This is a genomic window from Phreatobacter sp. AB_2022a, assembly GCF_026847585.1.
Taxonomy (GTDB): domain Bacteria; phylum Pseudomonadota; class Alphaproteobacteria; order Rhizobiales; family Phreatobacteraceae; genus Phreatobacter.
This window is the reverse complement of the sequence record NZ_JAPSET010000028.1, coordinates 21,830-46,586: the sequence shown is the minus strand read 5'-3', so window position 1 is coordinate 46,586 and position 24,757 is coordinate 21,830. Positions and strand designations below refer to the sequence as shown.

Genomic DNA, 24,757 nt, shown 5'->3' with positions numbered 1-24,757 from the left:
GCCCCTCGCCGACAGCGAGATCCGCCATCCCGGCGAGCCGCGCCCATTTCGGCCAGTCCGGCGCAAGGCCCGGCCGCCGCCACTCGGCATGGAGCAGCGTCGCCTGCCTGAGGTCCTCGGGACGCCGGAGCCCGAGCCGCGGGCTGCAGAGAACGCCGAAGCGTTCGGACAGGAGTGGCTCGGCCACCAGCCCGGCAAAGGGCCCCATCCCGTAGCGCACGGCAATGTCGGCGACGCCCGCGGCAAGGTCGACCGCCTCGTCCGATGCATGCAGCCGGAGATCGAAAGCGGGGCGGCGCTCGCGGAAGGCGCCGAGCGCCGGCAGCAGGCGTCGGGCGGTGAAGAGCGTGGTCGCGGTCAGCGTCACCGCGCTGCGCCGGTCACGCGGCGCAAGCGCGCCGATGGCGCGCTCGAAGGCGTCGAAGCCCTCGCGCAGCACCGGATAGAGCTTGAGCCCCGCCGCGGTGAGCGCGACGCGCCTGACCTGGCGCACGAACAGGGCAAGCCCCAGCGTGTCCTCGAGGAGCCGGATCTGGTGGCTGATCGCGGTCGGCGTCACCGCCAGTTCGGCAGCCGCCGCTCGAAAGCTCAGATGCCGCGCCGCCGCCTCGAAGGCGCGCAGGGACGCCAGCGGCGGCAGGCGGCGATGCCGCAGGACAGATGAATCAGGCTCATTCATCGGCTGAGCAATTCGCATTCGTCATCGGCCATTTTCCGGTCCTAGTGTCGCGTTCAATCCGATCGATACATGAAGGATGTTTAGCCATGGCCTGCGACCGCAGCAACCCGATCCGCCTCCTCCACATCGATGCGAGCGCCCGCTCCGGCTGCTCGGACCGCGACCGCCACGGCTCGCACAGCCGGCGCCTGAGCCGGCGTTTCGTCGATCGCTGGCAGGCCGCGCGGCCCGGCGATCCCGTCATCTACCGCGATGTCGGCCGCGCGCCGCCGGCGCCGGTCAGCGAAGCCTGGATCGCCGCCGCCTTCTGCCCGCCCGAACGGCGCAGCAACGAGCAGAAGGCGGTGCTCGCCGAGAGCGACCGGCTCACCGCCGAGCTCGTCGCGGCCGATCTCGTCGTCGTCGGCGCGCCGATGTACAATTTCGGTGTTCCGGCGCAGCTCAAGGCCTGGATCGACAATGTCGTGCGGGTCGGCGTGACCTTCGGCTTCGACCGCAGCCGCGCCGGCGAGCCCTATTGGCCCATGCTGCCGAAGGGCAAGCGCCTCATCATCCTGACCGCGCGCGGCGACCACGGCTATGACGAGGGCGGCCGGCTGGCCGCGGCCAATCTCGTCGAGGCCGGCCTGAAGGTGCCCCTGCGCTATATCGGGCTCGAAGCCAGCGACACCGTCGCGATCGAATATGACGAGTTCGCCGATGCCCGCCTCGCCGCGTCGATCGCCGCGGCGGAGCATGGGGTCGACCGGCTGGTCGACCGCCTGCTTGCGATGCCAGACAGAGGCGATGGCGCGCCGGCGCTCGCGCTCTCGGCCTGAAGCTCAGGTGCCGGTGCCGCAGAGCCGTCCGTCCCAGCGGGCATTGGGCTCCGACCGTCCCGGGCCCCAGAGGCCGCGAAACGATTGAAGGGATTGGTCGAAGGTGACGACGAGCGTGCCGGAACCATAGCGGTCGCGCCAGACGAGCCGGCGCGTCCGTCCCTCCCCCGCCTCCAGTTCGGACAATGTGCCGGAGGCAGCGGTGCCGCCGTCGTCGAACGTATAGGAACCGCTCAGCCGCCCATCGGCCGCGGTGCGCAGCTCGGTGACCGCGTGGACGATCTCCGCGCCAGAGGCGAGCCGGCCGCAGAACCGGCCCTCGATGGTCTGCGCGGCCGCCGTGCCGGCCAAGACCAGCATCAGGGCAAATCCCATGATCGAGGCGGCGAAACTGCCGGTGCTGCGGAACATGCTGCCTCCCAAGGCTGTCGCCGGCCATCCCGGCGGCATTCGCGGAACTCTGCCGACAGCTATTTCACGCCATGACCCGGCCTGTCGATGGCCGCGGCAAGGCCCTGCAACATGGCGCAACCCGAACCGGGGCGGCCGGAGCGGTCACAAGCTTGCGCAGCGTTCGCCATCCCAGCGCGCCTTCGGCTCGGCTGTGCCGGTGCCCCAGAAGCCGCGAAAGGCGGTCATCGTCGCGTTGAAGGTGATCACCAGCTTGCCGCCGCCCCGACGATCGCTCCAGGCAAGCTGCCGGACAGGCCCCGAACCCGGCTCCGCCTCGGCAAGACGCCCCTGAATGCCGCCGAAACCACCGAGCCAACCACCGATGATGTAGTAGCCCGCAAGGCGTCCGTCCGGCCGGAGCCTCAGCTCGGTGAAGGTGTCGTTCTCGATCAGCCCGAACCAGGCCGCCATACGGCCGCAGAAACGGCCCTCGACGGTTCCTGCGGCAGCCTGCCCGGTAAACATGACCGCCGCGACGAGAGCTGCGGCGAAATGGCGGGAAATGCGGATCACCCGCGTGCCTCCAGGACCTCGCGCCGGTCCCATCGCCGGCACGCCCCATAGAGGGCACGGTCGCGGCGGACCTGTCGACGCCCGAGGCAAGCCTCTGCAACGGTGCGAAAGCGATTGCATCGTCCGCGAAGCCCCTGCCGGTCCGATCATCGAACCGCCGCCCGGCGCGCATCCGGCGCCGGGCGGTGCGTCATGCATGCCTTGTGCGGGCGGATCGCATCACTGCGCCGGCGCCAGGCCCGAAAGCAGCGCATGCATCGCGGCGACCTCGTCCTGGTTGATGGTGTGACCCATGCCCGGATAGATCCGCTTGGTGACGACGGCGCCAAGGCGCTGCAGCACCGCGGCGCTCTCCTCGACGCGCTTCAGGGGGATGTGCCCGTCGACGTCGCTGCAGCCGAGGAAGGCCGGCGTGCCGCCAAGGTCGCCCGGATAGTTGCGCAGCGTCCCCTCCGGCCCGATGAGGCCGGCGCTCAGGCCGACGAGGCCGCCATAGCGGCGGGCATGGCGCGCGGCATATTCGAGCGCCAGGCAGCCACCCTGCGAGAAGCCGGCCAGAACGATCCGTTCCGGCGCGATGCCGTCGGCCGCAAGTCCTCTCACCGTGGCATCGACCAGGCCGAGCGCCTGGCTGAGCGCCGGTTCGTTCTGCCCGAGCGGCGCGAGGAACGACAGGGGATACCAGGTCCGGCCCGGCGCCCGCGGGGCGATCCAGGCGAGCCCCGGCCTGTCGAGCGCATCGGCGAGCGACAGCATGTCCTCGGCGCTGCCGCCGCGGCCGTGCAGCAGCACGACCGCGGCCTTCGCCTCGGTGAGCGGCGCGCCGGCGCGCGCCGCCGAGGGCAGTGTTCTCTCGTTCATCAGACCGTCTCCAGTACGGGCAGGATCCGCTCGAGCTCCGCGCGCCGCGGCTCGAGGAAACGCGGCAGCTTCAGCGCCTCGCCGAGGGTGGCCAGCGGCTCGTCGGCGGTGAAGCCCGGATCGTCGGTGGCGATCTCGAAGATCACACCACCGGGCTCGCGGAAATAGATCGAGCGGAAATAGTTGCGGTCCTTCTGCTCGGTCACCTGCAGGCGATGGTTGGCGGCGAGCTTGCGCGCCATGGCCTCCTGCTCGGCGTCGTCGGCGGCACGGAAGGCGACGTGATGCACCGACCCGCGCCCCATGCCGCCCCGCGGGCCGCCCGGCGTCGCCTTGATGTCGACGATGCCGCCCGGCGTCGTGTCCGACGCGAAGCGGATGATGCTGCCTTCGCGCGCCGTCTCGGCCAGTCCGAAGACGTCGTTCAGCACCGCGCCGGTCGGGTCGGCCTGGTCCAGCGCCAGGGTGACGCCATGGAAGCCGCGCACCGCGTGATCGGCCGGAATGTCGTCGCGCGCCCAGGCAGGCTCATCCGCCGCACCGGCGACGCCGACAAGCGCGAGCGCCAGGCCGTCCGGATCGGCGAAGGTCAGCACCTTCTCGCCGAACCGCTCGACGGGCGGCTCATGGGCGACGCCGCGCTCGGCCAAGCGCCGCGCCCAGAAATCGAGCGATCCGGCCGGCACGCGGAAGCGAGTCTCATCGGTCAGGCCGGTGCCGCGGCGGCCCGGAGCGGCACGGTCCCAGGGAAAGAAGGTCAGGATCGTGCCGGGCCGCCCGGCCTCGTCGCCGTAATAGAGGTGGTGCGTGCCGGGATCGTCGAAATTGACGGTCTTCTTGACGAAGCGCAGGCCGAGCGTGCGGACGTAGAAGTCGAGGTTGCGCTGGGCCGCGCCGGAAATGGCGGTGACATGATGGATGGCGGACATGCGAGGCTTCCTCCGATTCAGTGGGTTGGAACGGCGCGTGCCGTCTGCCGCTCATATTGAAGCGGCCAAATCAGAAGACAATCATCCAAGATCTGCGCTCACTGTCTATGATGTAGCGACAATACGAAGGCCACCCGTAGCCAGACAAAAAAGCGCCCCCGGAAACCGGGGGCGCTTCTGACTGCCTTCTGGGAAGGGGAAGGAAACTCAGCGCAGCTTGGCTGCGATTGCGGCCACGTGCCTGCCCTGGAATCGCGCGCCGTCGAGCTCGACCTGCGAGGGCTGGCGGCTGCCGTCGCCAGCGGCAATGGTCGAGGCGCCGTAAGGCGAATTGCCCATGACCTCGGCGACGCCCATCTGGCCCTGGAACGCGTAGGGCAGACCGACGATCACCATGCCGAGATGCAGCAGCACCGGATGGAAGGTGAGGATGGTCGATTCCTGCCCGCCGTGCTGGGTCGCCGAGGAGGTGAAGACCGAGCCGACCTTGCCGACCAGCTTGCCCTGCATCCACAGGCCGCCGGCCTGGTCGAGGAAGTTCTTCATCTGCGCGGTCATGTTGCCGAAGCGGGTGCCCGTGCCGAAGATGATGGCGTCATAATCGCCGAGTTCGTCGATGGTCGCGATCGGTGCGGCCTGGTCCAGCTTGAAGCCCGACTTGCGGGCGATCTCTTCCGGCACCAGTTCCGGCACGCGCTTGATCGTGGCTTCCGCGCCGGCCTCGCGCACGCCTTCGGCGACGGCCTGCGCCATGGTCTCGATATGGCCGTAGGAGGAATAATAGAGCACCAGAACCTTGGTCATGACTGTCTCCGCATTGCGATTGGTGGAGACTATCGGCATGTTCACGCTTGACGACAATCCGATTTCCCATGGCATTTGTGTCGCTGAATTGGCGACAATCGCAACCAGGCTTCACAAGCTCTCATGGACAAGCTCGGCAGCATCAAGGCCTTCACCAAGGTGGTGGAGCACGGCAACTTCTCCGAGGCGGGCCGCGAGCTCCGGCTGTCGCGCTCGGCAGTCAGCAAATATGTCATCGAGCTGGAGCGGGAACTCGGCGTGCAGCTCCTGAACCGCACCACGCGCAGCGTCAGCCCGACCGACAATGGCCGCGCCTATTACCAGCGCTGCGTCGCGATCCTCGCCGACCTCGAAGAGGCCGACATGGCAGTGACGCAGGCCCAGGTCGAGCCGCGCGGCCTGCTCCGGGTCAACGCGCCCATGTCCTTCGGCACCCTGCATCTCGGCAAGGCGGTGGCCGACTTCATGACCCGCTTTCCCGAGCTCGTCATCCAGATCGTGCTGGGCGACCATTTTGTCGACCCGGTGCAGGAGGGTTTCGACGTCACGCTGCGGATCGCCGGCCTTGCCTCGTCGAGCCTGATCGCCCGGCGCATCGTGCCGGCCCGCCGCGTGCTGTGCGCGGCTCCCGCCTATCTTGCCGAACGTGGCGCGCCGCGGCACCCGAACGACCTGCGCGGTCATGCCTGCCTGACCTACGACCACCTCGCCACCGGCACGCAGTGGAAGCTGTCGGGCGCGGACGGCGACCACTGGATTCAGGTCGACTGGAATCTCTGCGCCAATAACGGCGAGGTGCTGCGCGACGCGGCCGTGGCCGGCCATGGCATTGCACTGCTGCCGACCTTTCTGGTCGGCCCGGACCTCCAGTCCGGACGGCTGGTCACCGTCCTCGACGGCTATGCCGCGCCGGACCTGACGCTCTATGCGATCTATCCGCCGACCCGCCACCTCTCGGTCAAGGTGCGCCTGTTCATCGACTTCCTCGTCGAGCGCTTCGGCAACAATCCGGTCTGGGACCGGGCCGGCGGGGACGGCTGACATCGCCGTCATCCGGCCGTCAAGGTTCGGCGGTTCATGGAACAGTCCCGCTGCGGTTGCCCGCGACGCCCGGTGCGGCAACGGCGGGACGATGATGCCTGGAGAGGACGCTGTCCCGACAATCCCTCCGTAGTTCCACGGATGACGCACCAGGTCATCGCACCGCCGGGCTGCGTGACGGCTCGCTTTCTCCCCTGCTGCCGGTCTATGACCGGCCGAGCCCATCATTGCGATTCACGGGCTTCGCCCTCCCCGCCATACACGAGAGAGACGACATGCGTATTCCAGCCCTTTTGACCCTGTCCGTTCTGGCCGCATCGGCCGGCACCGCTTTCGCTCAAGGAACGATCGATCTGCCTCCCCGCCGCGCCGGCCAATGGGAAATCCGCATGCAGGCGGCCCAGCAGCCTCAGGGGGCTCCTGAAATGGTCGTCAAGACCTGCATCGACCAGGCGACCGACCGCCGGATGATGCAGTCGGGCATGAGCATGCTGCAGCAGAACTGCGAAAAGCGCGAAATGCGCCGTGACGGTTCCAACTATGTCATCGAGGCCGTCTGCCAGATGGGCCCGATGCGGATGACCTCGAACACGACGATTTCGGGCGATTTCCAGGCGAGCTACAGCGTGCGCTCCAGCGCCACCATCCAGATGCCGAACCAGCCGAATCCGCAGACCACCAATACCGTCCAGGAAGCCCGCTGGGTCAGCGCCTCCTGCACCGACGGCATGGTGCCCGGCGATATCCTGCTGCCCACCGGCCAGAAGATGAACATCAACAGCATGCCGTCCATGACGCCGGGCCAGCAGCCCGCGCCGTCGCGCTGACGCCCATGCGTCCGTCGGGGGCGGCCAAGCCGCCCTCGCCCCCCTCCTTCGCGGCCCGGCCGGCAGCCGGACGACGTCCGGCCGGGGCGCTTCAGGCCTTGAACCGGTAGATCCAGTCATAGCCGGCGACCAGCTGCCGGCCGCCGACCAGGCGCATGGCTGTATTTCTGGCCCAGCCGGCCGGTCCTTCCAGATGATAGATGCGGCCATTCGCCCGCGCGCCGCGCTGGACCGCGCCGACGCGCCCGCTGCGCTGCCGCTCGTAGTCGCGGAAAGCCGCGGCGAGGTCCGCCGGCCGGGCCGCCGCGGCCTTGGCCAGGACCGCTGCGTCCTCGATCGCCATGGCCCCGCCCTGGGCGAGGAAGGGCAGCATGGGATGGGCGGCATCGCCGATCAGCGTCACCGCCCCATCGCCCGGGCCGAACCAGGCCGGACGATCGGCCAGCGACCAGGTCATCCAGGCGGGCGGGGCCGCGATCAGCGCGCGCGCCTCGCGGCACCAGCCGGCAAAACGCCGCGCGAGCACGGCCGGATCGCCCACGCCGGTCCAGCCGGCATGCCGGACCGGATCGGACACGACCGCGACGAGATTGAGCGCGGCCCTCGCCCGCACCGGGTAATGCACGAGATGGGCGCCGGGCCCGAGCCAGAGGCCGAGCCGCTCCATGGAGACATCGGGCGGCACAGCCGCGCGCGGCAGCAGTGCGCGCCAGGCGGTGCGGCTCCGGAAATCGGGTGGCTTGGCATCGCCGATGAGGGCGCGCGTCGCAGACCAGAGGCCGTCGGCGCCGATCAGCGCCGCGGCGCGATAGGTCTCCCGGCCCGCGGGCCCGCCTGCCGTGACGGCGATCGCACCCGCATCGCGCCGCACCGCCTCCACCGCGGCTCCGAGCACGAGCCTGATGTTCGGCGTGCTCCCGACGGCCGCGGCCAGCACCGCCTGCAGGTCGGCCCGGTGCACCATCCACCAGGGCGCGCCATAGCGCGCCTCGACCGGCGCGCCGAGCTCGGCCGAGACGAGCACCGCGCCATCGCCACCGGCCCGCACGTCCATGCCTTCGGGCCGGACGGCGACCTTGACGAGCGCGGCCTCCAGGCCGAGCCCGACCAGCACGCGGCTGGCATTGGGGGTGATCTGAATGCCCGCGCCGACCGCTTCGAGCGCTGCGGCGCGCTCCAGCACGGTGACGGCAAAGCCGGCCCGCGCGAGCGCGAGAGCTGCCGTTAGGCCACCGATGCCGGCTCCCACGATCAGGATCGCGGGCGCGCCGGGCCGGGCGTCATTCATGACGGGCGATCAGGCCTCGGCCAGAGTCTGGACGAAGGCGCCTGCCGGCCGGGTCTGATTGGCGTGCAGCTTGGCGTCGTATTTGTAGAGCGTCGAGCAATAGGGGCAGACGATCTCGTCGTCCGCGCCCATGTCGAGGAAGACGTGAGGATGGTCATAGGGCGCGCGAGCCCCCATGCACTGGAACTCCTTCACGCCGATATGGATCACCGCGACGCCCTGGTCGTTGGCGAAATGGGGCACGGCATGATCGGCCATCGGTTGTTCCTCTCGATTGGGACGTCCGCGCGCTCATAAAGCCGCGCAGGCGGATCAGGTCAAGCGCCCGCCGGCATTTCTCCGGCGCGGCAGGTTCACATTGCGGTGCCGCGGCCATGCGCCCGGAAGGACGCGCGGGCTAGCCGATGAGCCAGGCGGCGCCGGCGATCACGCCGCCGACGATGACCACGACGAGCAGGGTTGCGAAGATGCCGAGCACATGCCCGATGCCGACCAGCAGGCCATCCTCTTCCAGGAGGCCTATCGACATGACGAGCAGCGCCACGCCCGGCGGAAAATTGCCGATCCAGGACAAGGGCAGCGCCAGGACGACGCCGAGCAGCACGAACATGGCGCCGACCAGCATGCGCATGACGCCCCGCGTCATGAACACCGCGCGCGGCCGGGCAAACGCTTCCAGCCGATGGATCCAAGGCATGGTGCGGGCGATCATCGCCTGCGTCTCGCCGCGCGGCAGGCTTCGGGAGGCCACGAAGCCGGGCAGCCAGGGCGCCCGGCGGCCGATCAGCATCTGCAGGCCGACAATGGCGATCACGACGCCGGAAATGGTCGAGACGCCGGGAATCATCGGAATGATGTTGGGCAGGGCGAAGATCAGCACCAGCAGGCCGAAGGCGCGGTCGCCCAGGGCTTCGGTGATGAGGCCGAGCGGGATGGATTCGCCCTCGCCGAGCTGCGTCAGGCCGCGAAACACGTCCGATGTGCGCTGGCTCGTCTGATCGGCGGTAACCTGCACGGTGGGCATCTCCAAGGGATCGAGAACGGATCGGGGACCGGCCATGCCGGCGGAATCAGAAGATCGCCAGCGCGCCGGCAAGCACCGTATAGCCGATGCCGGCGCCGATCGCGGTGGCAATTGCCGCAAGAATGAAGCCGCAGGCGACCAGAAGGCCGTCCCGCTCGGTCAGCCCCAGCCCGAAGACGCAGAGCGCCAGTCCCTGCGGCATGGAGCCGATCCACGGGATCGGCACCAGAACGAGCAGGACGGCGAGAACCAGCACCGCCACGCCGACCACCCGGAGCGCGGTCGGTCCGGCGGCCAGGCCGAGCCGCGGCCGGGTCAGGCTCTCGAGCCGGGTCAGGAGCGGCAGGGTCCGGTTCATCACCGCGGTCAGCTTGGCGCGCGGCAGAGCCGTGCGGGCGATCCGGTCGGGCAGCCAGGGAACGTCGCGGCCGACGACGATCTGCAGGGCGAGCAGCACCAGGACGAGGCCGGTAATGACCGGCAGGCCAGGAATCGGCAGGAGGTTCGGCAGGCCGAAAAGGATCAGCGACAGGCCGAAGGCCCGGTTGCGCAGGGCCGCAAGCAGGTCACCGATCGTAATGGTCGACAGGATGTCGGCATGGGTCGAAGCCTGGGCCGACATGAGGGAAGAGATGATTTGCGACGTCTTTTCGGGCGCGCTTGTCACGATGAGCTTTCGGTCCGCCAATTTTCGGGCGGACCATAAGGGGTCGCGCGGCAAGTTTCCATGCCCGAAGCCCGCGACAAGTCATACCTGTGGCGAATGGCGAATGGGCGTGGCGAATAGGGACCAGGCGTCACTGGTCGACGCAAAAGCTCTTGCCGCCGGCACACCGCCGCTCGCCGGCCCCCTGCTCGCCATTCGCCATCCGCGCCTTCAATGCAGCTGCGCCAGGCTGCGGGCGATCGCCACCTCGCCGGGGCCGATCAGGCGGGTCGAGCCGACGCGCACCATGTGCAGCGGTCCCTCGAGGCTTTGCTGCCAGAAAGCGAGGAAGCGTTTCAGCACGGGAAAGTCGGGCGCCTGATCGTAGTCCTGCCAGATATAGCTCTGCAGCAGCAGCGGATGATCGGGCAGCCGGTAGACGATCTCGGCCGTGGTCAGCGCATAGCCCTCGATCTGCCTGAGAAAATCGCGATCGATGGCGCGCGGGGGCCGGGTTTCGGGGCGAAGCATGACAGCCTCCTTGAGGTCAATGACCGTGCACTGCCGTCGAGTGGCCCCGCCTGTCCTCTTCGCCTCCCTGGCGTGTTTGAACTTCACGCCATAAGGCGACTTTCGAGGTTACCGATCGATTAACGGCGGTCCGCGGCGGCCGATGCAGCTCGGCCGCGCCACGCCGGCCGGCACGACGTTCGGGTGTCTTGTCAGGAGGTTGCGCATGCCGGCGGAATCGGTCCGTGAGCCAGCGCACGGACCGTCAGCGCGCCGGGCCGATATCCGGGAAGCCGTCGCCGCGCGGGTTCGAGGCCAGGAACAGCGACAGGCGATCGACGACGTCGCCCGCCGCGGGCGCGAACAGCGGGGCGCGCCAGCGCCGGTCGACCGTGCCGACCCGTTCGACCCGGCCGAACCGGCCGTTCAGCGCCGCCTCCACCTCGCCGTCGCGCCGGCTTTCGACCACGACCAGGATCGGCATGCCGCGCAGCCGTTCCAGGTCGGGCTCCGGCTCCATGGCATAGCGCAGCCTTTCGCCGAGCTGCACCACTGGCGGCCGGCCGCTGCCGTGGAAGCGCAGCTCGCCGGTGGTCGTATACGAGGCTGTGCCGATCGTGCCGGCGCCGTGCCTTGCGGCCGCCGCCTCGACGGCCGCCGCGGCGGCGCGCCAGCCGAAGAGCTGCCCGGTCGGATCGGCCGCAAGCGGCACGACCCGCCACAGCGCGTGGGCGGCCACCAGCAGGCCGAGCGTCACCCCGACCGGAACGGCGAAGCGGAGCGAAAGGCGCAGAGCCGCGCCGATCGGGCCCGCCGCCGGCAGAGAGCGCGCGCCGATGACTGCCGCCGCGATCGAAGCCGGCAGCAGGCAGGCGGTCCAATTGCCCTGGACGCGGTCGAACAGGCCGTACCAGACGAGATAGAGGACGAGCGGCACCGTGGTGGCGACGATCAGCGTCGCCGCGGCCTCGCGCTGCCGAGCCGCGCGCCAGAGGAGAAGGACGAGCCCGTACAGGACGAGCACGCCGATCAGCGGCGTCAGCAGCCCGGCCTGGCCCGCGAAGAATTCCGGCACGAAACGCGGATCGAACGCATGCGGCACGGCCCGCCCGAACTGCTTCGACAGCGAGGCGCCGCCGTGGCGGAGGTTCCAGGCGACGACCGGCGCCATCACGGCAAGACACAAGGCTCCGCCGGCATAGGGCCAGGGCGACCGGAACCAGCGCCGGAGCTCCGGCACCCAGAGGAGCCAGACGACGATGCCGAGGCCGAGGAAGACGGCGGTATATTTCGAGACGAAGGCGAGCCCGACGGACAACCCGGCGAGCAGCCACCAGCCGCCGCGGCCGGTGCGCCAGACCTCGGCGAGCGCCAGCAGCGCGAGGATCCAGAACAGGACGAGCGGCGTATCCGGGGTCACCAGGATGGCGCCGGCACCGAGGAACAGCGTCGCCTGGACCAGCCCGGCGCCGGCGAGCGCGGCCGCGCGATCGCCGGTCAGCCGCCAGACGAGGCGCCAGACGCCGAGGCTCGCGGCGGCGGCGAGCAGCACCGAGAGCCAGCGCACGCCGAAGGCCGTATCGCCGAACACCGCGGTGGAGGCGCGGATGAGCAGCGCCACCGCTGGCGGATGGTCGTAGTAGCCGAAGGAGAGGTTCTGCGCCCAGAGCCAGTAATAGGTCTCGTCGGCGGCGAGCCCGAGCGTGCCGGCAAGCCAGAGACGCAGCAGCGTGAGCAGCCCGACGAGCACGGCGACGCTCGCCAGGTCGCCGGCGCCGGCCGGTTCCGGAACCAGCGGGCCGCCGGCCGCGGCAGGCGGCTCAGCGGCGCCAGACGAGAGCCGAGGAGGCTGCATAGTTGAACACCGCGCCCATCAGCGCGCCGGCAAGGCCGGCCAGCCACCAGCCGGCAGCCTCCGCATAGAGCCAGCTCGCCACGCCGACATTGGCGAAGGCGCCGAGGCTGCAGACGGCATAGAACAGGACGAGGCCGACGACGAAGCGCGCGCCTTTCAGCCGCGCGTCGCGATAGGTGATCTCGTTGTTGATCAGGAAGTTCGAGGTCATCGCGACGAAGGTCGCGAGCGTCTGGGCGGCGGCGAAGCGCATGCCCGCGCCGAGCGCGAGATAGAGCGACACCATGTGGACGAACAGGCCGGTCGTGCCGACCAGCGCGAAGAAGATGAAGCGCAGCGGAATGAGCCCGCCGGACAGCTTGTTGAGGATGAAGCCGAGATAGTCGAGGGCCACCTTGGCATCCAGCTTGCTCTCGCCGTGCACGCGCTCGCGGAACACATAGGGCACTTCGGCGAAGCTCGGCCGGTGCGTCACGGAGGCCGCGATATCGGCGAGGATCTTGAAACCGGCGGTGGAGAGCTTCGGCGCGATCTCCTCGACGAGGTCGCGCCGGACCATGAAGAAGCCCGACATCGGGTCGGACAGCGGCGCCTTCAGGATCATGCCGGACAGGCGCCGGCCGAGATCGGAAATGGCCTGGCGGACCGGCGAGAGGCCTTCCGTCTTCGAGCCGCCCTCGATATTGCGGCTCGCGACCACCAGTTCGCGCCCGGCCCTGATATGGCCGAGCATGTCGGGCAGGATGGTTTCGTCGTGCTGCAGGTCGGCATCCATGACCGCGACCACCGGCGCCGAGGAGGCCAGCATGCCTTCGATGCAGGCCCCGGCAAGACCGCGCCGGCCGACGCGGCGGATGCAGCGCACGCGCGGGTTGCGGCGGGCGAGTTCCTTGACCACGGCGGAGGTGCCGTCGGGGCTGTCGTCATCGACGACGATCATCTCCCAGTCGATGCCGGCGAGCACGCGGCCGAGCCGGGCGGCGAGCTCCGGCACGTTGTCGCGCTCGTTGTAGCTCGGCACCACGACGGTGAGTTCGGGGGCTCTGACGGTGGCGGGGAGTTCGGTCATATGGCCGCGGGTGATAGCGTCAGCCCGTCGCAGGGGTCAAGCCGCCAGCGGCTCCGCATCGCCCGATCCGGCAAATTCTCATCAATTTACCGGCATCTTGCCCATCACCGGTTAGGCTGAACCAGTAGGGTAAAAATCCGGCTTCGGTTGTCATCGCCCGCGGGACGCGCCAGGGTTGCCGCGACCGGCCGAGCGCCGCGCCGCGGCCTTCGACTGAATTCCTTCGCGTCCACCGCAATGCGACTTCGCCGCCCCGGGCCGATGGTTCGGGGTCTTTTTTTGTCTAGTGGTCGATCTCGCCGCCGGCCGCGGCCAGGGCCTCGCGGGTATCGACATCGAGATGGACGCTGTCGCTGCCGACATCGACCTCGACCACCGCTTCGGGATGGGCGGCGAGCACGGCCCTGCCCCCTTGGTCGCCGCTGACCTTGGCGAGCTCGGCGAAGAAGCGCCGGCCCCAGAGCACCGGATTGCCGCGCCGCCCCGCGGCGGTCGGCACCACCACATGATGTCCGTCGGCGGCACTGTAGGCGTCGGCGAGCTTGCGCACGAGATCGGCGCCGACCCGCGGCATGTCGCCGAGCATGACCACGACGGCGTCGATATCGGGCCCGATCGCGCCAAGGCCGGCCTTCAGCGACGTCGACAGGCCCTCGGCGAAGTCGGGATTGTGCACGAAGCGGACGCCGAGATCGTCGAGCGCCGCCTTGACCGCGTCCGACTGGTGGCCGGTGACCACCACGATCTCGGCGAGGCGGGCGCCGGCGGCGGCCCGCACGGCGTGGCGCACCAGCGGCGTGCCCTCGAGGGTCGCAAGAAGCTTGTTCGGACCGCCCATGCGGGTCGACCGTCCGGCCGCCAGCACCAGGGCGGCGATGCGTGGCGTCCCGGCGGCGGCCGGCTCGCCTTCGCGCGGCTGTGGCCGCGACACGATTTCCATCAGAAGCCCCCCGACGCCCATGCCGGTAATATCGGCCTTGCTCACATTGAGGCCCGCGAGCAGGCGGGTCAGCACCCAGTCGAAGCCGTTCTCCTTGGGACTGCGCGCGCAGCCGGGCGCGCCCAGCACCGGCGCGGCGTTGAGCCGGCCGACCATCAGGAGATTGCCCGGATCGACGGGCATGCCGAGATGTTCGACCGTGCCGCCGGCCCGTTCGAGCGAGACCGGGATCACGTCGCGCCTGTCGGCGATCGCGGAGGCGCCGAAGATCAGGATGAGGTCGACATCCTCTGCCGCGGCGGCGGCGATAGCTGCCGTCAGCGCGCCGGCGTCGTGCTCGACCCGGCTTTCCCAGACGATCGTCGCGCCCGACGGCTTCAGCCGCTCCTCGGTGACCCGCAGCGTCTTGTCCACCACCTTCTCGGCAAGGCCGGGCAGCAACGTGGAAATGACGGCGACGCGCCGGCGCACGAAGGGCGCCACCCGCACCAGAGGTCTCGCAGCGCTCGCCCGCTCGACCGCAAGGCCCGGCGCGGCATAGGGAATGATCTTGACGGTCGCGACCATTTCGCCCGGCTCGACCGGCGCGAAGGCCGGCAGCGTCGCGAAGGTGATGGCATCGTCGAGCCGGTTGACCGCGTCGACGCCGGCGCGGTCAACCACCAGAACGCCGGCATGACAGGCGAACAGATTGGCCCGCCCGGTAAAGGCGCGATCGATCCGGACGCCGCCGCCGCCGACGGCGGCCGCGATCCGCGCCGCCGCCTCGTCCTCTCCGACATCGCCGGGCTCGGCCAGCGCCACGGTGACGGCGGCGATCCCCGCCGCCTTGAGCGCGGCGATTTCGGCCGCGCCGATGCGTGTCCCCTTCTTCAGGACAAGGCCTTCGGACTTGACCGCATGGGCGACCACGCCGCCCAGGGCTTCGTCGACGGGAACCGGACCGAACTTCATCCCGCTTGTCCCGCCGCTGTCTCAGGCAATGCCCTGGCGCCAGGCCTGGGTCACCTCGGCCATGATCGACACCGCGATCTCGGCCGGCGTGATGGCGCCGATGGCAAGCCCGATCGGCGCCTTGATGCGGTCGAGCTGTTCGGCCGACACGCCGAGCGCGCCAAGCCGCTCGACGCGCTTGGCATGGGTTTTCCGCGAGCCCAGCGCGCCGATGTAGAAACAGTCACGCTCGAAGGCATGGATCAGCGCGGGATCGTCGATCTTCGGATCGTGGGTCAGCGCGATGAAGGCCGTATAGCGATCGATGCCGAGCGGCGGCAGAGCGACGTCCGGCCATTCGGCATGGACAGTGACATCGGGAAAACGTTCGGGCGTCGCGAAGGCCGTGCGCGGATCGACGACCACCGGATCGTAGCCGAGCATGCGCGCGAGCGGCACCAGGGCCTGGCTGATATGGACGGCGCCGATGATCACCATGCGCGCCGGCGGCACCTGCACGGTGAGGAAGGTCCGGGTGTCGGCGACGACGCCGCTCCGGCCCGAACGCAGCGCCGCACGGATCGGCGCTTCCAGCGCATCGCCCGCCAGCGCCTCCTCGAGGACGATCCGCGCCGCGCCGGTGTCGAGATCCGTCACCAGCGCTGCGGCCTTGCGCGCCTTGCGTGCGGCGTTGAGAGCGGCAAGCAGCTTAAGGTCCATCAGCCGACCTTCTCGACATAGACGGAGATGCGGCCGCCGCATGACAGCCCGGATCGCCAGGCGGTCTCGTCGGCGACGCCGAATTCGAGAAGCCGGGGCTTGCCGGTGCCGATCACGTCGAGCGCCTCGGTGACCACCTCGCCTTCGACGCAGCCGCCGGAGACGGAGCCGAGGAATGTGCCCTCCTCGTCTATGACGAGATGCGAGCCGACCGGCCGGGGCGCCGAGCCCCAGGTCTCCACGACGGTGGCCACCGCCACCCCCTTGCCGGCCTTGGCCCAGGCCTCCGCCTGAACCAGGATATCGTCGTCGGATGCGAGCATGGCGGCCTCTCCGAAACAGCAGTTGTTCGAAGATAGGCGCTCGGGCGTCCGAGCGCGAGGCCATCGTGCCGCCGGCAGCCACGACGCGCGCTCATGGGAGCGCCCCGTCAGGTGCATTCCCCGGCCGGCTATGCCGCCGCGAACAGCCCGGCGAGGCGCGCCACCGCCGCTTCCGACGCCGCCCGGTCGACGGTCGTGTCGGCATTGCCGAAATCGGCGGGGTCCTGGGCCTGCACCAGAATGCCGTCGCGGCGCGCCACCACATTGAGATTGTGGTTGCGGTAGGCAAGGCCGTAGGTCACCTCGGGCTGGGGAATGAGCCGCGCCGTCTGGCCGCGAACCGGCACGATGCTCTCGTCGCCCAGCAGCGCCCGCGCGCCATAGCCCGTGCAGTTGATGAGGGTTTTCTCGCGCAGGTCCGCGAACTGGCGCGGGCTCTCGAACGCGCGCGTTTCGATCTCGCCGCCGAGGCGCAGGAAGTCGTCCATGAGCAGGCGCGAATAGGCGGAGATGTTGAAGGTGAGCTGCGTATAGCGGCGGGCGAACGGCACGCGGAACGGATGCTGGCCGGGCTTCAGGGTCAGCGACGGTCCCCGGAGATCGGCCAGCAGCCGGCGCTCGAGATCGGGATAGGCGGGCTCGCGGTCGTCGCCGTGGCGCGCCGGCTGGTCGAAGGGCGTGTCGGAGAGGAAGTAGCCGTCGCGCCACTCGATCGGGCTGTCGGCGAGGCCGAGCAGGGTCTGGTAGGTGCGGAACGAGGCGCGTGCCATCGCCTCCCAGGACCGCTCGAATTCGGGTGTCGCATGTTCGGCGGTGCAGATGCGCGAATCCGGCGACCAGACGCCGGTGGCGTTGAACGAGCGCACCTCGGGTGGCCGCTCCTTGGCATAGATGCGGACCTTCAGCCCGGCGCGCTGGGCGACCAGCGCCGTGGTCAAGCCGATGGCGCCGCAGCCGATGACGGCAATGCGCCGTGCCCGCGTCGCCTGGGCGAGCTGCACCGCGATCGCCGCCGAACCCCAGGACAGGGACCAGCCGCTGCCGCCATGGCCGTAATTGTGAACGACGGCCTTGCGGCCGATCCGCTCGGCCTCGATGCGCGGCCCCGTGGCGCGGAACGGCCGGGTGCAGACATTGAGCGCGATGATCCGATCGGCGCGCGCCTCGATCGGCCTGAGCGGCGCCGGCGGTGCGAACGGTGCCGGCGCGGCCGGCGCGGCCTCGCGCCTCGCCTCCTCGGCGGCCGCGGCGCCGCCCGACAGGGCCACCAGCGTCGCGCCGGCGCCACGAAGGAAATGACGGCGTTGCATATCCATCCCCACGGTCTCTGAAAGCCCAGCGCGCCTGTCGACGGCACATCCGATTGTCTATCGGCGGCAAACCTTGAAGACCAGTTGAGCTGGCACCCGGCCGGCGCATGACGCGCATTCGGGCAGCCGCCCCGCTGCCGCCTTCGTTCGGACAAGGTCGTGAAGGGCGCTCGCTCAGGCCGCCTTCAGCCAGCGCCGCGGATCGTGCGCGCGATCGGGTCGGCGCGCGTCGAGCGCCGCGACGAGATCGGCGACCGCCGCGATATTGTGGATCGTGCGGAACTCGTCGACATGCGGCAGCAGGGTGCGGATGCCCTGCGCCCTCGCCTCGAAACCATCGTATCGGAGCAGCGGATTGAGCCAGACGAGCCGGCGGCACGAGCGATGCAGCCGATCGGCCTCGCGGGCGAGATCGCCGCCCGCCTCGCGCTCCAGGCCGTCGGTGACGAGCAGCACCACGGCGCCCCCGGACAGGACGCGCCGCGACCACAGCTTGTTGAAGGCATGCAGCGAGGGCGCGATGCGCGTGCCGCCGGACCAGTCCTGGACGGTGGTCGCGGCCGCGGCAAGCGCCTCGTCAGGGTCCCTCGCCTTCAGCGCGCGGGTGATATTGGTGAGCCGCGTCCCGAAGACGAAGGCGTGGACATGCCGCCGCCGCTCCATCAGCGCGTGGATGAAATGCAGCATCACCCGGGTGTACTGGCTCATCGAGCCCGATATGTCGCAGAGCACGACCAGCGGCGGGTGCTTTTCCTTCGGGCCGCGCCGCGCCAGATCGATGATCGCGCCGCCCTCGCCGATCGACCGGCGCAGCGTGCGGCGCAGGTCGATGCGCTCACCGCGCGGATCGGGCGCGAAGCGGCGCGTCGGCACCGCATCGTCGGGCAGGACGAGGGCTGCGACGCGCCGCTGCGCCTCCGCGATCTCGGCCGCGGTCATCTGGGCGAAGTCCTTGGCCTGCAGCACCTCGACATCGGAAATGGTGAAGCGCGCGTCGACCTCCACCTCCGGCCGCTCGACCGGCGTCGCCTCGGTGTTGCGGAAGAAGGCCTCCTGCAGCCGCAGCGATGCCGGATCGGGTTTTGCCTGCGGCACGTGCGCCACGGGCATCAGCAGCTGCAGCAGCTTTTCCATGAGATGCCGGCGCTTCCAGAAGATCTCGAAGGCATCGCGGAACAGCGCCGAGTGCTCGTGCTTGCCCACGAAGACGGCGTGCAGCGTCCAGTAGAAATCCTCGCGCGAGCCGATGCCCGCCGCTTCGAGTGCGGCGATCGCGTCGAGCACCGTGCCCGGCCCGACCGGCAGGCCGGCGACGCGGAGCGCACGGGCGAAATGGGCGACGTTTTCGGCGAGCGCATGCGGCATGGGATCAGGCCTTCAACAGCACGGCCCAGACGGGCGAGAGCAGCAACGAGCCGAGATTGTAGGCGGCATGGGTCAGCGCGGTCGCGCCGAAGGCCAGGCCCGCGCGGCCGCTCGCCTCGGACCAGGCGGAATATTGCCAGGAAAAGACGAGGAACAGCACTGCGATGACCGGGCTCCGCTCGATGCTCAGCGGAACATGCGCGAGAATGGCAGCGATGACCGCGATGATCGTGAAGGCCGGGAGGCCGAGTCCGAGCCGGCGCACGACGAGCCAGTGCAGGGCGGCGAGAGCGGCGGTCTCGATCAGCGGCGCCAGCACGAGCACGCCGATGACCAGCAGGACGGGCGACGGCGGCGCGCCTTCGGGCCGCGCGAGCCTGAACGGCGACGGGTAGAGCACGCTCCACCAGAGGAGCGGCACGGCAAGCAGGCAGAAGCCGAGCATGACCGCCTTCGGCCAGGGGCGCGGCCCGGGCGTGCCGATCCAGGTCGCCAGCGCCGCGCCGCTCAACGCCCTGCCCTGACCTCGTCGAGGATCGCCTTGGCCTCGCCGCCCTGCATCTTGACGATGTCATCCTGATATTTGAGCAGCACGCCGAGCGTGTCGGTGACCCCTTGCGGATCGAGGCCGACGGCATCGAGCTCGGTCAGCGCGGTCGCCCAGTCGATGCTTTCGGCAACGCCGGGCACCTTGAACAGGTCGGTGCGGCGCAGCCGCTGCACGAAGGCGACGATCTCGCGCGTGAGCCGTTCCGGCGCATCCGGCGCCTTGGCTTTGAGGATGGCAAGCTCGCGCGCCGCGTCGGGATAGTCGACCCAATGGTAGAGGCAGCGCCGTTTCAGCGCGTCGTGGATCTCGCGCGTGCGGTTGGAGGTGACGATGACGATCGGTGCCGCCGGCGCCCGGATCGTGCCGAGCTCCGGCACGGTCACCTGGAAATCGGAGAGCACTTCGAGCAGAAAGGCTTCGAAAGCCTCGTCCGTGCGGTCCAACTCGTCGATCAGAAGCACCGGCGCGCCGCGCAGATCCGGCTCGAGCGCCTTGAGCAGGGGCCGCTTGGTCAGGTATCGCTCGGAGAAGATGCCTTCGGCAAGGCTCTCCCGGTCGACGGCTCCGCCGGCCTCGGCCAGGCGGATCGCGATCATCTGCGCCGCATAGTTCCATTCGTAGACGGCGGCGGCGACGTCGAGCCCTTCGTAGCACTGCAGCCGGATCAGGTTGCGACCGAGCGTCTCGGCGAGGACCTTGGCGATCTCGGTCTTGCCGACGCCGGCTTCGCCCTCGAGAAGCAGCGGCCGGCCCATCTTCAACGCCAGGAACAGCACGGTGGCAAGCGAGCGGTCGGCGACGTAGCTGCCGCGCTTCAGGAGGTCGAGGGTCTCATCGATCGATTGCGGCAAGGCCGGCGCCGCGCCGGGCGAGGCGGAAGGGGCGCCGGTCCGGGGCGCGGATGTCGAACGGGCTGTCATGGGCACTCCGGCCGGCGTCGCCGCGATCTGAAATTCGTCTCGTTTCGATCCGGCTCGGAACGCATTTCAGGCCGCGGGAACAATCGCAAGGGACTGGTCGTGAACGCCGCTGCGGGCGCGACGCTCGCGCTCACCATAGCGCAGCCTGCGCCGGGCGCGAGAGGTCAATCCGCAGAGGCGCGCCGCGCCGGCGGCCGGGCAGCCGGGCGAGCCGGATCGAGATCGAGCCGTGTCGCCTCCAGGAGGCCGTGGCCATAGCCGGTCGACAGGCTGACCCGCGCCGGTATCAGCGCGCGGCTGCCGGCGACCGGCACGAGGGTGAGCTCGGCGGAGCGCCGCCGGGCCGACTGGATGTCGGAACGGTCCGCTCTGAAGCCGGCGATCGGCTCGAAGCGCACGCTGCAGATGGCGGCATCGCCCTTGTAGCCGGCAATCTCGACCCGCCGGGTGGCGACGAAGGAATAGATGAGATCGAACCGGTAGACGCCGTTATAGATGCGCGTGCGCCGCTCGCAGGCGGCGGGGCCCGTCACGGGTCCCGTCCCGCCGGCGATGAACACGCCGGCGGAGAGCGGATCGAGCACGCCGCGCAGATGTTCCGGCAGGACCGGCGTCGCGCGCGGATGCGGCGGCTTGTCGGGATTGCGCTCGACGGAGCGGACATTGCCGTCGGCCATCGCCATGCGGGTGGTCTCGACCTTGCCGCCGGAGCGCACCTCGACGCGGAACTGCGCCGGCACCGGCGCCGTGCCGGCAAGCCGGCCATTGGCCTCCGCCGTGCCCGAGCCGCCGACGAAGAGCGCGGCAATGCCGGTCACCCGACCGCTGACCTCGGTGCGGTAGCTCGTCCCGTCGACATGCGCGGTCAACGTGCCGCGGCCGATGGGAATGCCGATGAACCACGCGGCATAGTCGGCCGAGACCTGGCCGCCTGACGCCGGGCCGGCGCCTGCCGCCAGCACCAGCAGCAATCCTGGAATCGTCAGGAGCGGTGTCCTCATCGTCTCTCCCGCGGCCCCACGGGTCCGGTCCATCCTGCCGCCTTCCCACCATCAAGGTGGTGCGGCGGAATGGGCCACGCAAGGACAGCTTTGCCGCCGCCAGCGGGCGAATTTACGGCAGAGAACGGCAAGGCCGGGGCGGCACGCCACCCCGGCCCTGCAAGGATCCGTACGCCTGCCGTCAGGCCGCGGCCGCGACCGCGCGCCGAGCCATCACGCCGATCAGATGGGCGCGATAATCGGCGGAGGCGTGAATGTCGCCGTTGAGGCTGGCCGCCTCGGTCGTGATGCCGTCGAGCGACTTGGCATTGAAGCGCTTGGCCAGCGCCTCCTCCATGCCGGCATGGCGGAACACGCCGTCATTGCCCGCCCCGGTCACCGCGACGCGGACCGCCCGTCCCTTCTTGGCGACGAAGACGCCGACCAGGGCATAACGCGAAGCCGGGTTCGGGAATTTCACATAGGCCGCCTTGGCGGGGATGGGGAAGGCCACCTTGGTGATGATCTCGTCCTCGTCGAGCGCTGTCGAGAACAGGCCGGCGAAGAACTCGTCGGCGGCAAGCTTGCGCTTGTTGGTGTGGACGGTCGCGCCGAGCGCCAGGAGGGCGGCCGGATAGTCCGCCGCCGGGTCGTTGTTGGCGACCGAGCCGCCGATCGTGCCGCGATGGCGCACCTGCGGATCGCCGATATGACCGGCGAGGCTGGCAAGGGCCGGGATCGCCTGCTGCACGATCGGCGAATTGGCAACCTCCGCATGGGTGGTCATGGCGCCGATGACGACGGTCCTGCCCTTCAGCTCGATGCCGGCAAGGCCGGCGCCCGAGAGATCGATGATCGCGCCCGGGCTCGCCAGGCGCTGCTTCATCGTCGGAATCAGCGTCTGACCGCCGGCGAGCAGCTTGGCGTCCTCGCCCTTCTTGAGGAGCCCGACGGCACCGCGGACGGTGGCGGCCTTGTGGTACTTGAAAGGATACATCTCGCCCCTCCCCTTACTCGGCCGCCTTGGCCGTCTTCGCCTGCTTCTGGATGATCCGCCACACCGCGTGCGGCGTCGCCGGCATCGGCACGTCCTCGGTGCCGAGCGCATCGGTCAGCGCATTGATGACCGCCGGCGGGGCAGCGATCGCCCCCGCCTCGCCGCACCCCTTGATGCCGAGCGGGTTGGACGGGCACGGCGTGACCGTCATGCCCACCTCGAAGGACGGCAGGTCGTGCGCGCGCGGCATGGCATAGTCCATGAACGACGCCGTCACGAGCTGGCCGTCCTTGTTGTAGATGGTGCCTTCGAGCAGCGCCTGGCCGACCCCCTGCGCGATGCCGCCATGGACCTGGCCTTCGACGATCATCGGATTGATGACATTGCCGAAATCGTCGACCGCGGTCCATTTCACGATGCTCGATACGCCGGTCTCGGCATCGACCTCGATCTCGCAGATATGGCAGCCCGCCGGGAAGGTGAAGTTGGTCGGGTCGTAGAACGAGCCTTCCTTCAGCCCCGGCTCCAGTTCCTGCGGGTTGAACTTGTGGGCGATATAGGCATTGAGCGCCACCGTGCCGAAATCGACCGACTTGTCGGTGCCCTTCACGGTGAACTGGCCGTCCTTGAAGTCGATATCGGCTTCGGCCGCCTCCAGCACATGGGCTGCGACCTTCTTCGCCTTCGCCTCGATCTTGTCGAGCGCCCTGGAGATCGCGGACATGCCGACCGCGCCGGAGCGCGAGCCGTAGGTGCCCATGCCGAACTGCACCTTGTCGGTATCGCCATGGACGATCGAGACATTGTCGATGGGAATGCCGAGGCGGTGCGAGACGAGCTGGGCGAAGGTCGTCTCGTGGCCCTGGCCGTGGCTGTGCGAGCCGGTGAGCACTTCCACCGTGCCGACCGGGTTGACCCGGATCTCGGCCGATTCCCACAGGCCGACGCCCGCGCCGAGCGAGCCGACCGCCTGCGACGGCGCGATGCCGCACGCCTCGATATAGGTGGAATAGCCGAGCCCGCGCAGCTTGCCGCGCCGCGCCGCCTCGCGCCGGCGCTTGCCGAAGCCCTTCACGTCGGCCATCTCCATGGCCTTGATGAGGGAGGCTTTGTAGTCGCCGGTATCGTACATCATGATGACCGGCGTCTGGTGCGGGAACTTCGAGACGAAGTTGCGCTTGCGGAAGGCCGCCGGATCCATGCCGATCTCGCGTGCCGCGACCTCGACCAGCCGCTCGACCACGAAGGTCGCTTCCGGCCGCCCGGCCCCGCGATAGGCGTCGACCGGCGCGGTATTGGTATAGACCGCGTCGACCTCGGCATAGATGTTCGGGATGGCATACTGGCCCGACAGCAGCGTCGCATAGAGATAGGTCGGCACCGACGAGGCGAAGGTCGAGAGATAGGCGCCCATATTGGCGATGGTCTTGACCCTGAGGCCGGTGATCTTGCCGTCGGCATCGATGGCGAGCTCGGCCCGGGTGACGTGATCGCGGCCGTGGGCGATGGCCAGGAACTCTTCCGTGCGGTCGGCGGTCCACTTGACCGGCCGGTTGACCTTGCGCGCCGCCCAGACGCAGACCGTCTCCTCGGCATAGATGAAGATCTTCGAGCCGAAACCGCCGCCGACATCCGGAGCGATCACCCTGAGCTTGTGCTCGGGCGCGATGCCGATGAAGGCGGAGAGCACCAGGCGCGCGACATGCGGGTTCTGGCTGGTCGTATAGAGCGTCAGCGCGTCGTTGCCGGAATCGTATTCGCCGATCGCCGCCCGCGGCTCCATGGCGTTGGGCACCAGGCGGTTGTTGACGATGTCGAGCCTGGTCACGTGGCTCGCCTTGGCGAAGGCGGCGTCGGTCGCGCCCTTGTCGCCGAGGTGCCAGTCATAGACCGTGTTGGCCGGGGCCTCCGTGTGCACCTGCGGCGCGCCCTTGTCCTGCGCCTTGGCGGTGTCGACATTGGCGGCCAGCACCTCGTAGTCGACGTCGATCGCCTCGGCCGCATCCTTGGCCTGCGCCAGGGTCTCGGCGATCACCACCGCGACATGGTCGCCGACATAGCGCACCTTGCCCTGGGCGAGCACCGGATGGGGGCCGGCGCGCATCGGCGTGCCGTCTTTCGAATGGATCATCCAGCCGCAGATAAGCCCGCCGACCTTGTCGGCCGCGACATCCTCGCCGGTGAACACCGCCACCACGCCCGGCATGACGCGGGCCTTGGCGGTGTCGACCTTCTTCAGATTGGCATGTGCATGCGGCGAGCGCAGAAAATAGGCGTGGGTCTGGCCGGGGCGGTTGATGTCGTCGGTATATTGGCCCTTGCCGGTGATGAAACGGTGGTCTTCCTTGCGGCGCACGGCCGCGCCGATGCCGGACACAGTCATGGCGTCCTCCCTCAAAGGT

The 24,757-nt window shown here is 69.6% G+C and carries 25 protein-coding genes and 1 pseudogene; 3 read left to right on the top strand and 23 right to left on the bottom strand.

The genetic code is table 11. The features are described from left to right. Window positions 1-91 precede the first annotated feature (91 nt). Window positions 92-679 (bottom strand): annotated as a pseudogene (locus OZ671_RS19785) (LysR family transcriptional regulator); the annotation flags it as partial. 86 nt (window positions 680-765) lie between these two features. Between OZ671_RS19785 and OZ671_RS19780 the strand changes: the two are divergent. After that, window positions 766-1,497 carry an FMN-dependent NADH-azoreductase gene (locus tag OZ671_RS19780; protein WP_268862345.1) on the top strand — a complete coding sequence of 244 codons (732 nt, stop codon included), beginning with the start codon at window positions 766-768 and terminating at the stop codon, window positions 1,495-1,497. Between the two features lie 3 nt (window positions 1,498-1,500). Here the strand turns inward: OZ671_RS19780 and OZ671_RS19775 are convergent, their stop codons facing one another. From OZ671_RS19775 to wrbA, 5 genes are all read right to left on the bottom strand, one after another. Next, window positions 1,501-1,908, bottom strand: a complete 408-nt coding sequence (locus tag OZ671_RS19775; protein WP_268862344.1) for a hypothetical protein — start codon at window positions 1,906-1,908, stop codon at window positions 1,501-1,503. 144 nt (window positions 1,909-2,052) lie between these two features. Then, complete coding sequence (locus OZ671_RS19770; protein WP_268862343.1) at window positions 2,053-2,463, bottom strand: hypothetical protein; 411 nt, start codon at window positions 2,461-2,463, stop codon at window positions 2,053-2,055. 219 nt (window positions 2,464-2,682) lie between these two features. Next, window positions 2,683-3,324: an alpha/beta hydrolase gene (locus OZ671_RS19765; RefSeq protein ID WP_268862342.1), complete on the bottom strand. Its 642-nt coding sequence runs from the start codon at window positions 3,322-3,324 to the stop codon at window positions 2,683-2,685. Next, complete coding sequence (locus OZ671_RS19760; RefSeq protein ID WP_268862341.1) at window positions 3,324-4,253, bottom strand: ring-cleaving dioxygenase; 930 nt, start codon at window positions 4,251-4,253, stop codon at window positions 3,324-3,326. Before OZ671_RS19760 ends, OZ671_RS19765 begins: the two co-directional genes overlap by 1 nt. Window positions 4,254-4,460: 207 nt before the next feature. Continuing rightward, entirely contained in the window at window positions 4,461-5,057 is a 597-nt protein-coding gene (gene wrbA, locus OZ671_RS19755; RefSeq protein ID WP_268862340.1) for an NAD(P)H:quinone oxidoreductase, read from the bottom strand. Window positions 5,058-5,180: 123 nt separating this feature from the next. Here wrbA and OZ671_RS19750 point away from each other — a divergent pair, with 123 nt between their 5' ends. Both OZ671_RS19750 and OZ671_RS19745 read left to right on the top strand, forming a co-directional pair. Continuing rightward, complete coding sequence (locus OZ671_RS19750; protein ID WP_268862339.1) at window positions 5,181-6,098, top strand: LysR family transcriptional regulator; 918 nt, start codon at window positions 5,181-5,183, stop codon at window positions 6,096-6,098. Between the two features lie 275 nt (window positions 6,099-6,373). Beyond that, entirely contained in the window at window positions 6,374-6,925 is a 552-nt protein-coding gene (locus tag OZ671_RS19745) for a DUF3617 domain-containing protein (protein ID WP_268862338.1), read from the top strand. A 91-nt stretch (window positions 6,926-7,016) separates the two neighbouring features. Here the strand turns inward: OZ671_RS19745 and OZ671_RS19740 are convergent, their stop codons facing one another. From OZ671_RS19740 to OZ671_RS19660, 17 genes are all read right to left on the bottom strand, one after another. Further along, a complete protein-coding gene (locus OZ671_RS19740) occupies window positions 7,017-8,213 on the bottom strand; it encodes an FAD-dependent monooxygenase (RefSeq protein WP_268862337.1) in 1,197 nt (398 codons plus the stop codon). Window positions 8,214-8,222: 9 nt separating this feature from the next. Beyond that, window positions 8,223-8,471, bottom strand: a complete 249-nt coding sequence (locus OZ671_RS19735; RefSeq protein ID WP_268862336.1) for a zinc-finger domain-containing protein — start codon at window positions 8,469-8,471, stop codon at window positions 8,223-8,225. Between the two features lie 139 nt (window positions 8,472-8,610). Then, a complete protein-coding gene (locus tag OZ671_RS19730) occupies window positions 8,611-9,228 on the bottom strand; it encodes an exopolysaccharide biosynthesis protein (protein ID WP_268862335.1) in 618 nt (205 codons plus the stop codon). Between the two features lie 55 nt (window positions 9,229-9,283). Continuing rightward, window positions 9,284-9,859, bottom strand: a complete 576-nt coding sequence (locus OZ671_RS19725; protein ID WP_268862334.1) for an exopolysaccharide biosynthesis protein — start codon at window positions 9,857-9,859, stop codon at window positions 9,284-9,286. Between the two features lie 255 nt (window positions 9,860-10,114). Further along, window positions 10,115-10,414 carry an usg protein gene (locus OZ671_RS19720; RefSeq protein ID WP_268862333.1) on the bottom strand — a complete coding sequence of 100 codons (300 nt, stop codon included), beginning with the start codon at window positions 10,412-10,414 and terminating at the stop codon, window positions 10,115-10,117. Between the two features lie 244 nt (window positions 10,415-10,658). Next, window positions 10,659-12,248: a glycosyltransferase family 39 protein gene (locus OZ671_RS19715; RefSeq protein ID WP_268862332.1), complete on the bottom strand. Its 1,590-nt coding sequence runs from the start codon at window positions 12,246-12,248 to the stop codon at window positions 10,659-10,661. Continuing rightward, window positions 12,214-13,317 carry a glycosyltransferase gene (locus tag OZ671_RS19710; RefSeq protein ID WP_268862331.1) on the bottom strand — a complete coding sequence of 368 codons (1,104 nt, stop codon included), beginning with the start codon at window positions 13,315-13,317 and terminating at the stop codon, window positions 12,214-12,216. Before OZ671_RS19710 ends, OZ671_RS19715 begins: the two co-directional genes overlap by 35 nt. A gap of 283 nt (window positions 13,318-13,600) precedes the next feature. Further along, window positions 13,601-15,211, bottom strand: coding sequence for a molybdopterin-binding/glycosyltransferase family 2 protein (locus OZ671_RS19705; RefSeq protein WP_268862330.1), 1,611 nt, complete (start codon window positions 15,209-15,211; stop codon window positions 13,601-13,603). Window positions 15,212-15,232: 21 nt separating this feature from the next. Continuing rightward, window positions 15,233-15,910, bottom strand: a complete 678-nt coding sequence (locus OZ671_RS19700; RefSeq protein ID WP_268862329.1) for an XdhC family protein — start codon at window positions 15,908-15,910, stop codon at window positions 15,233-15,235. Beyond that, the gene (locus OZ671_RS19695; RefSeq protein ID WP_038305864.1) at window positions 15,910-16,233 is read right to left on the bottom strand and encodes an XdhC family protein; all 324 of its coding nucleotides are present in this window, start codon (window positions 16,231-16,233) and stop codon (window positions 15,910-15,912) included. Before OZ671_RS19695 ends, OZ671_RS19700 begins: the two co-directional genes overlap by 1 nt. A 128-nt stretch (window positions 16,234-16,361) precedes the next feature. Next, on the bottom strand, window positions 16,362-17,549 hold the full coding sequence (locus OZ671_RS19690) for an FAD-dependent oxidoreductase (protein ID WP_268862328.1): 1,188 nt from the start codon (window positions 17,547-17,549) through the stop codon (window positions 16,362-16,364). A 168-nt stretch (window positions 17,550-17,717) separates the two neighbouring features. Next, window positions 17,718-18,908 carry a vWA domain-containing protein gene (locus tag OZ671_RS19685; RefSeq protein ID WP_268862327.1) on the bottom strand — a complete coding sequence of 397 codons (1,191 nt, stop codon included), beginning with the start codon at window positions 18,906-18,908 and terminating at the stop codon, window positions 17,718-17,720. Between the two features lie 4 nt (window positions 18,909-18,912). Then, complete coding sequence (locus OZ671_RS19680) at window positions 18,913-19,419, bottom strand: hypothetical protein (protein ID WP_268862326.1); 507 nt, start codon at window positions 19,417-19,419, stop codon at window positions 18,913-18,915. Beyond that, a complete protein-coding gene (locus OZ671_RS19675) occupies window positions 19,416-20,378 on the bottom strand; it encodes an AAA family ATPase (RefSeq protein ID WP_268862325.1) in 963 nt (320 codons plus the stop codon). Before OZ671_RS19675 ends, OZ671_RS19680 begins: the two co-directional genes overlap by 4 nt. Before the next feature lie 164 nt (window positions 20,379-20,542). Next, complete coding sequence (locus tag OZ671_RS19670; RefSeq protein ID WP_268862324.1) at window positions 20,543-21,379, bottom strand: DUF3108 domain-containing protein; 837 nt, start codon at window positions 21,377-21,379, stop codon at window positions 20,543-20,545. A gap of 181 nt (window positions 21,380-21,560) precedes the next feature. Then, entirely contained in the window at window positions 21,561-22,355 is a 795-nt protein-coding gene (locus OZ671_RS19665; RefSeq protein WP_268862323.1) for an FAD binding domain-containing protein, read from the bottom strand. Window positions 22,356-22,368: 13 nt separating this feature from the next. Then, on the bottom strand, window positions 22,369-24,738 hold the full coding sequence (locus tag OZ671_RS19660) for a xanthine dehydrogenase family protein molybdopterin-binding subunit (protein ID WP_268862322.1): 2,370 nt from the start codon (window positions 24,736-24,738) through the stop codon (window positions 22,369-22,371). Window positions 24,739-24,757 lie beyond the last annotated feature (19 nt).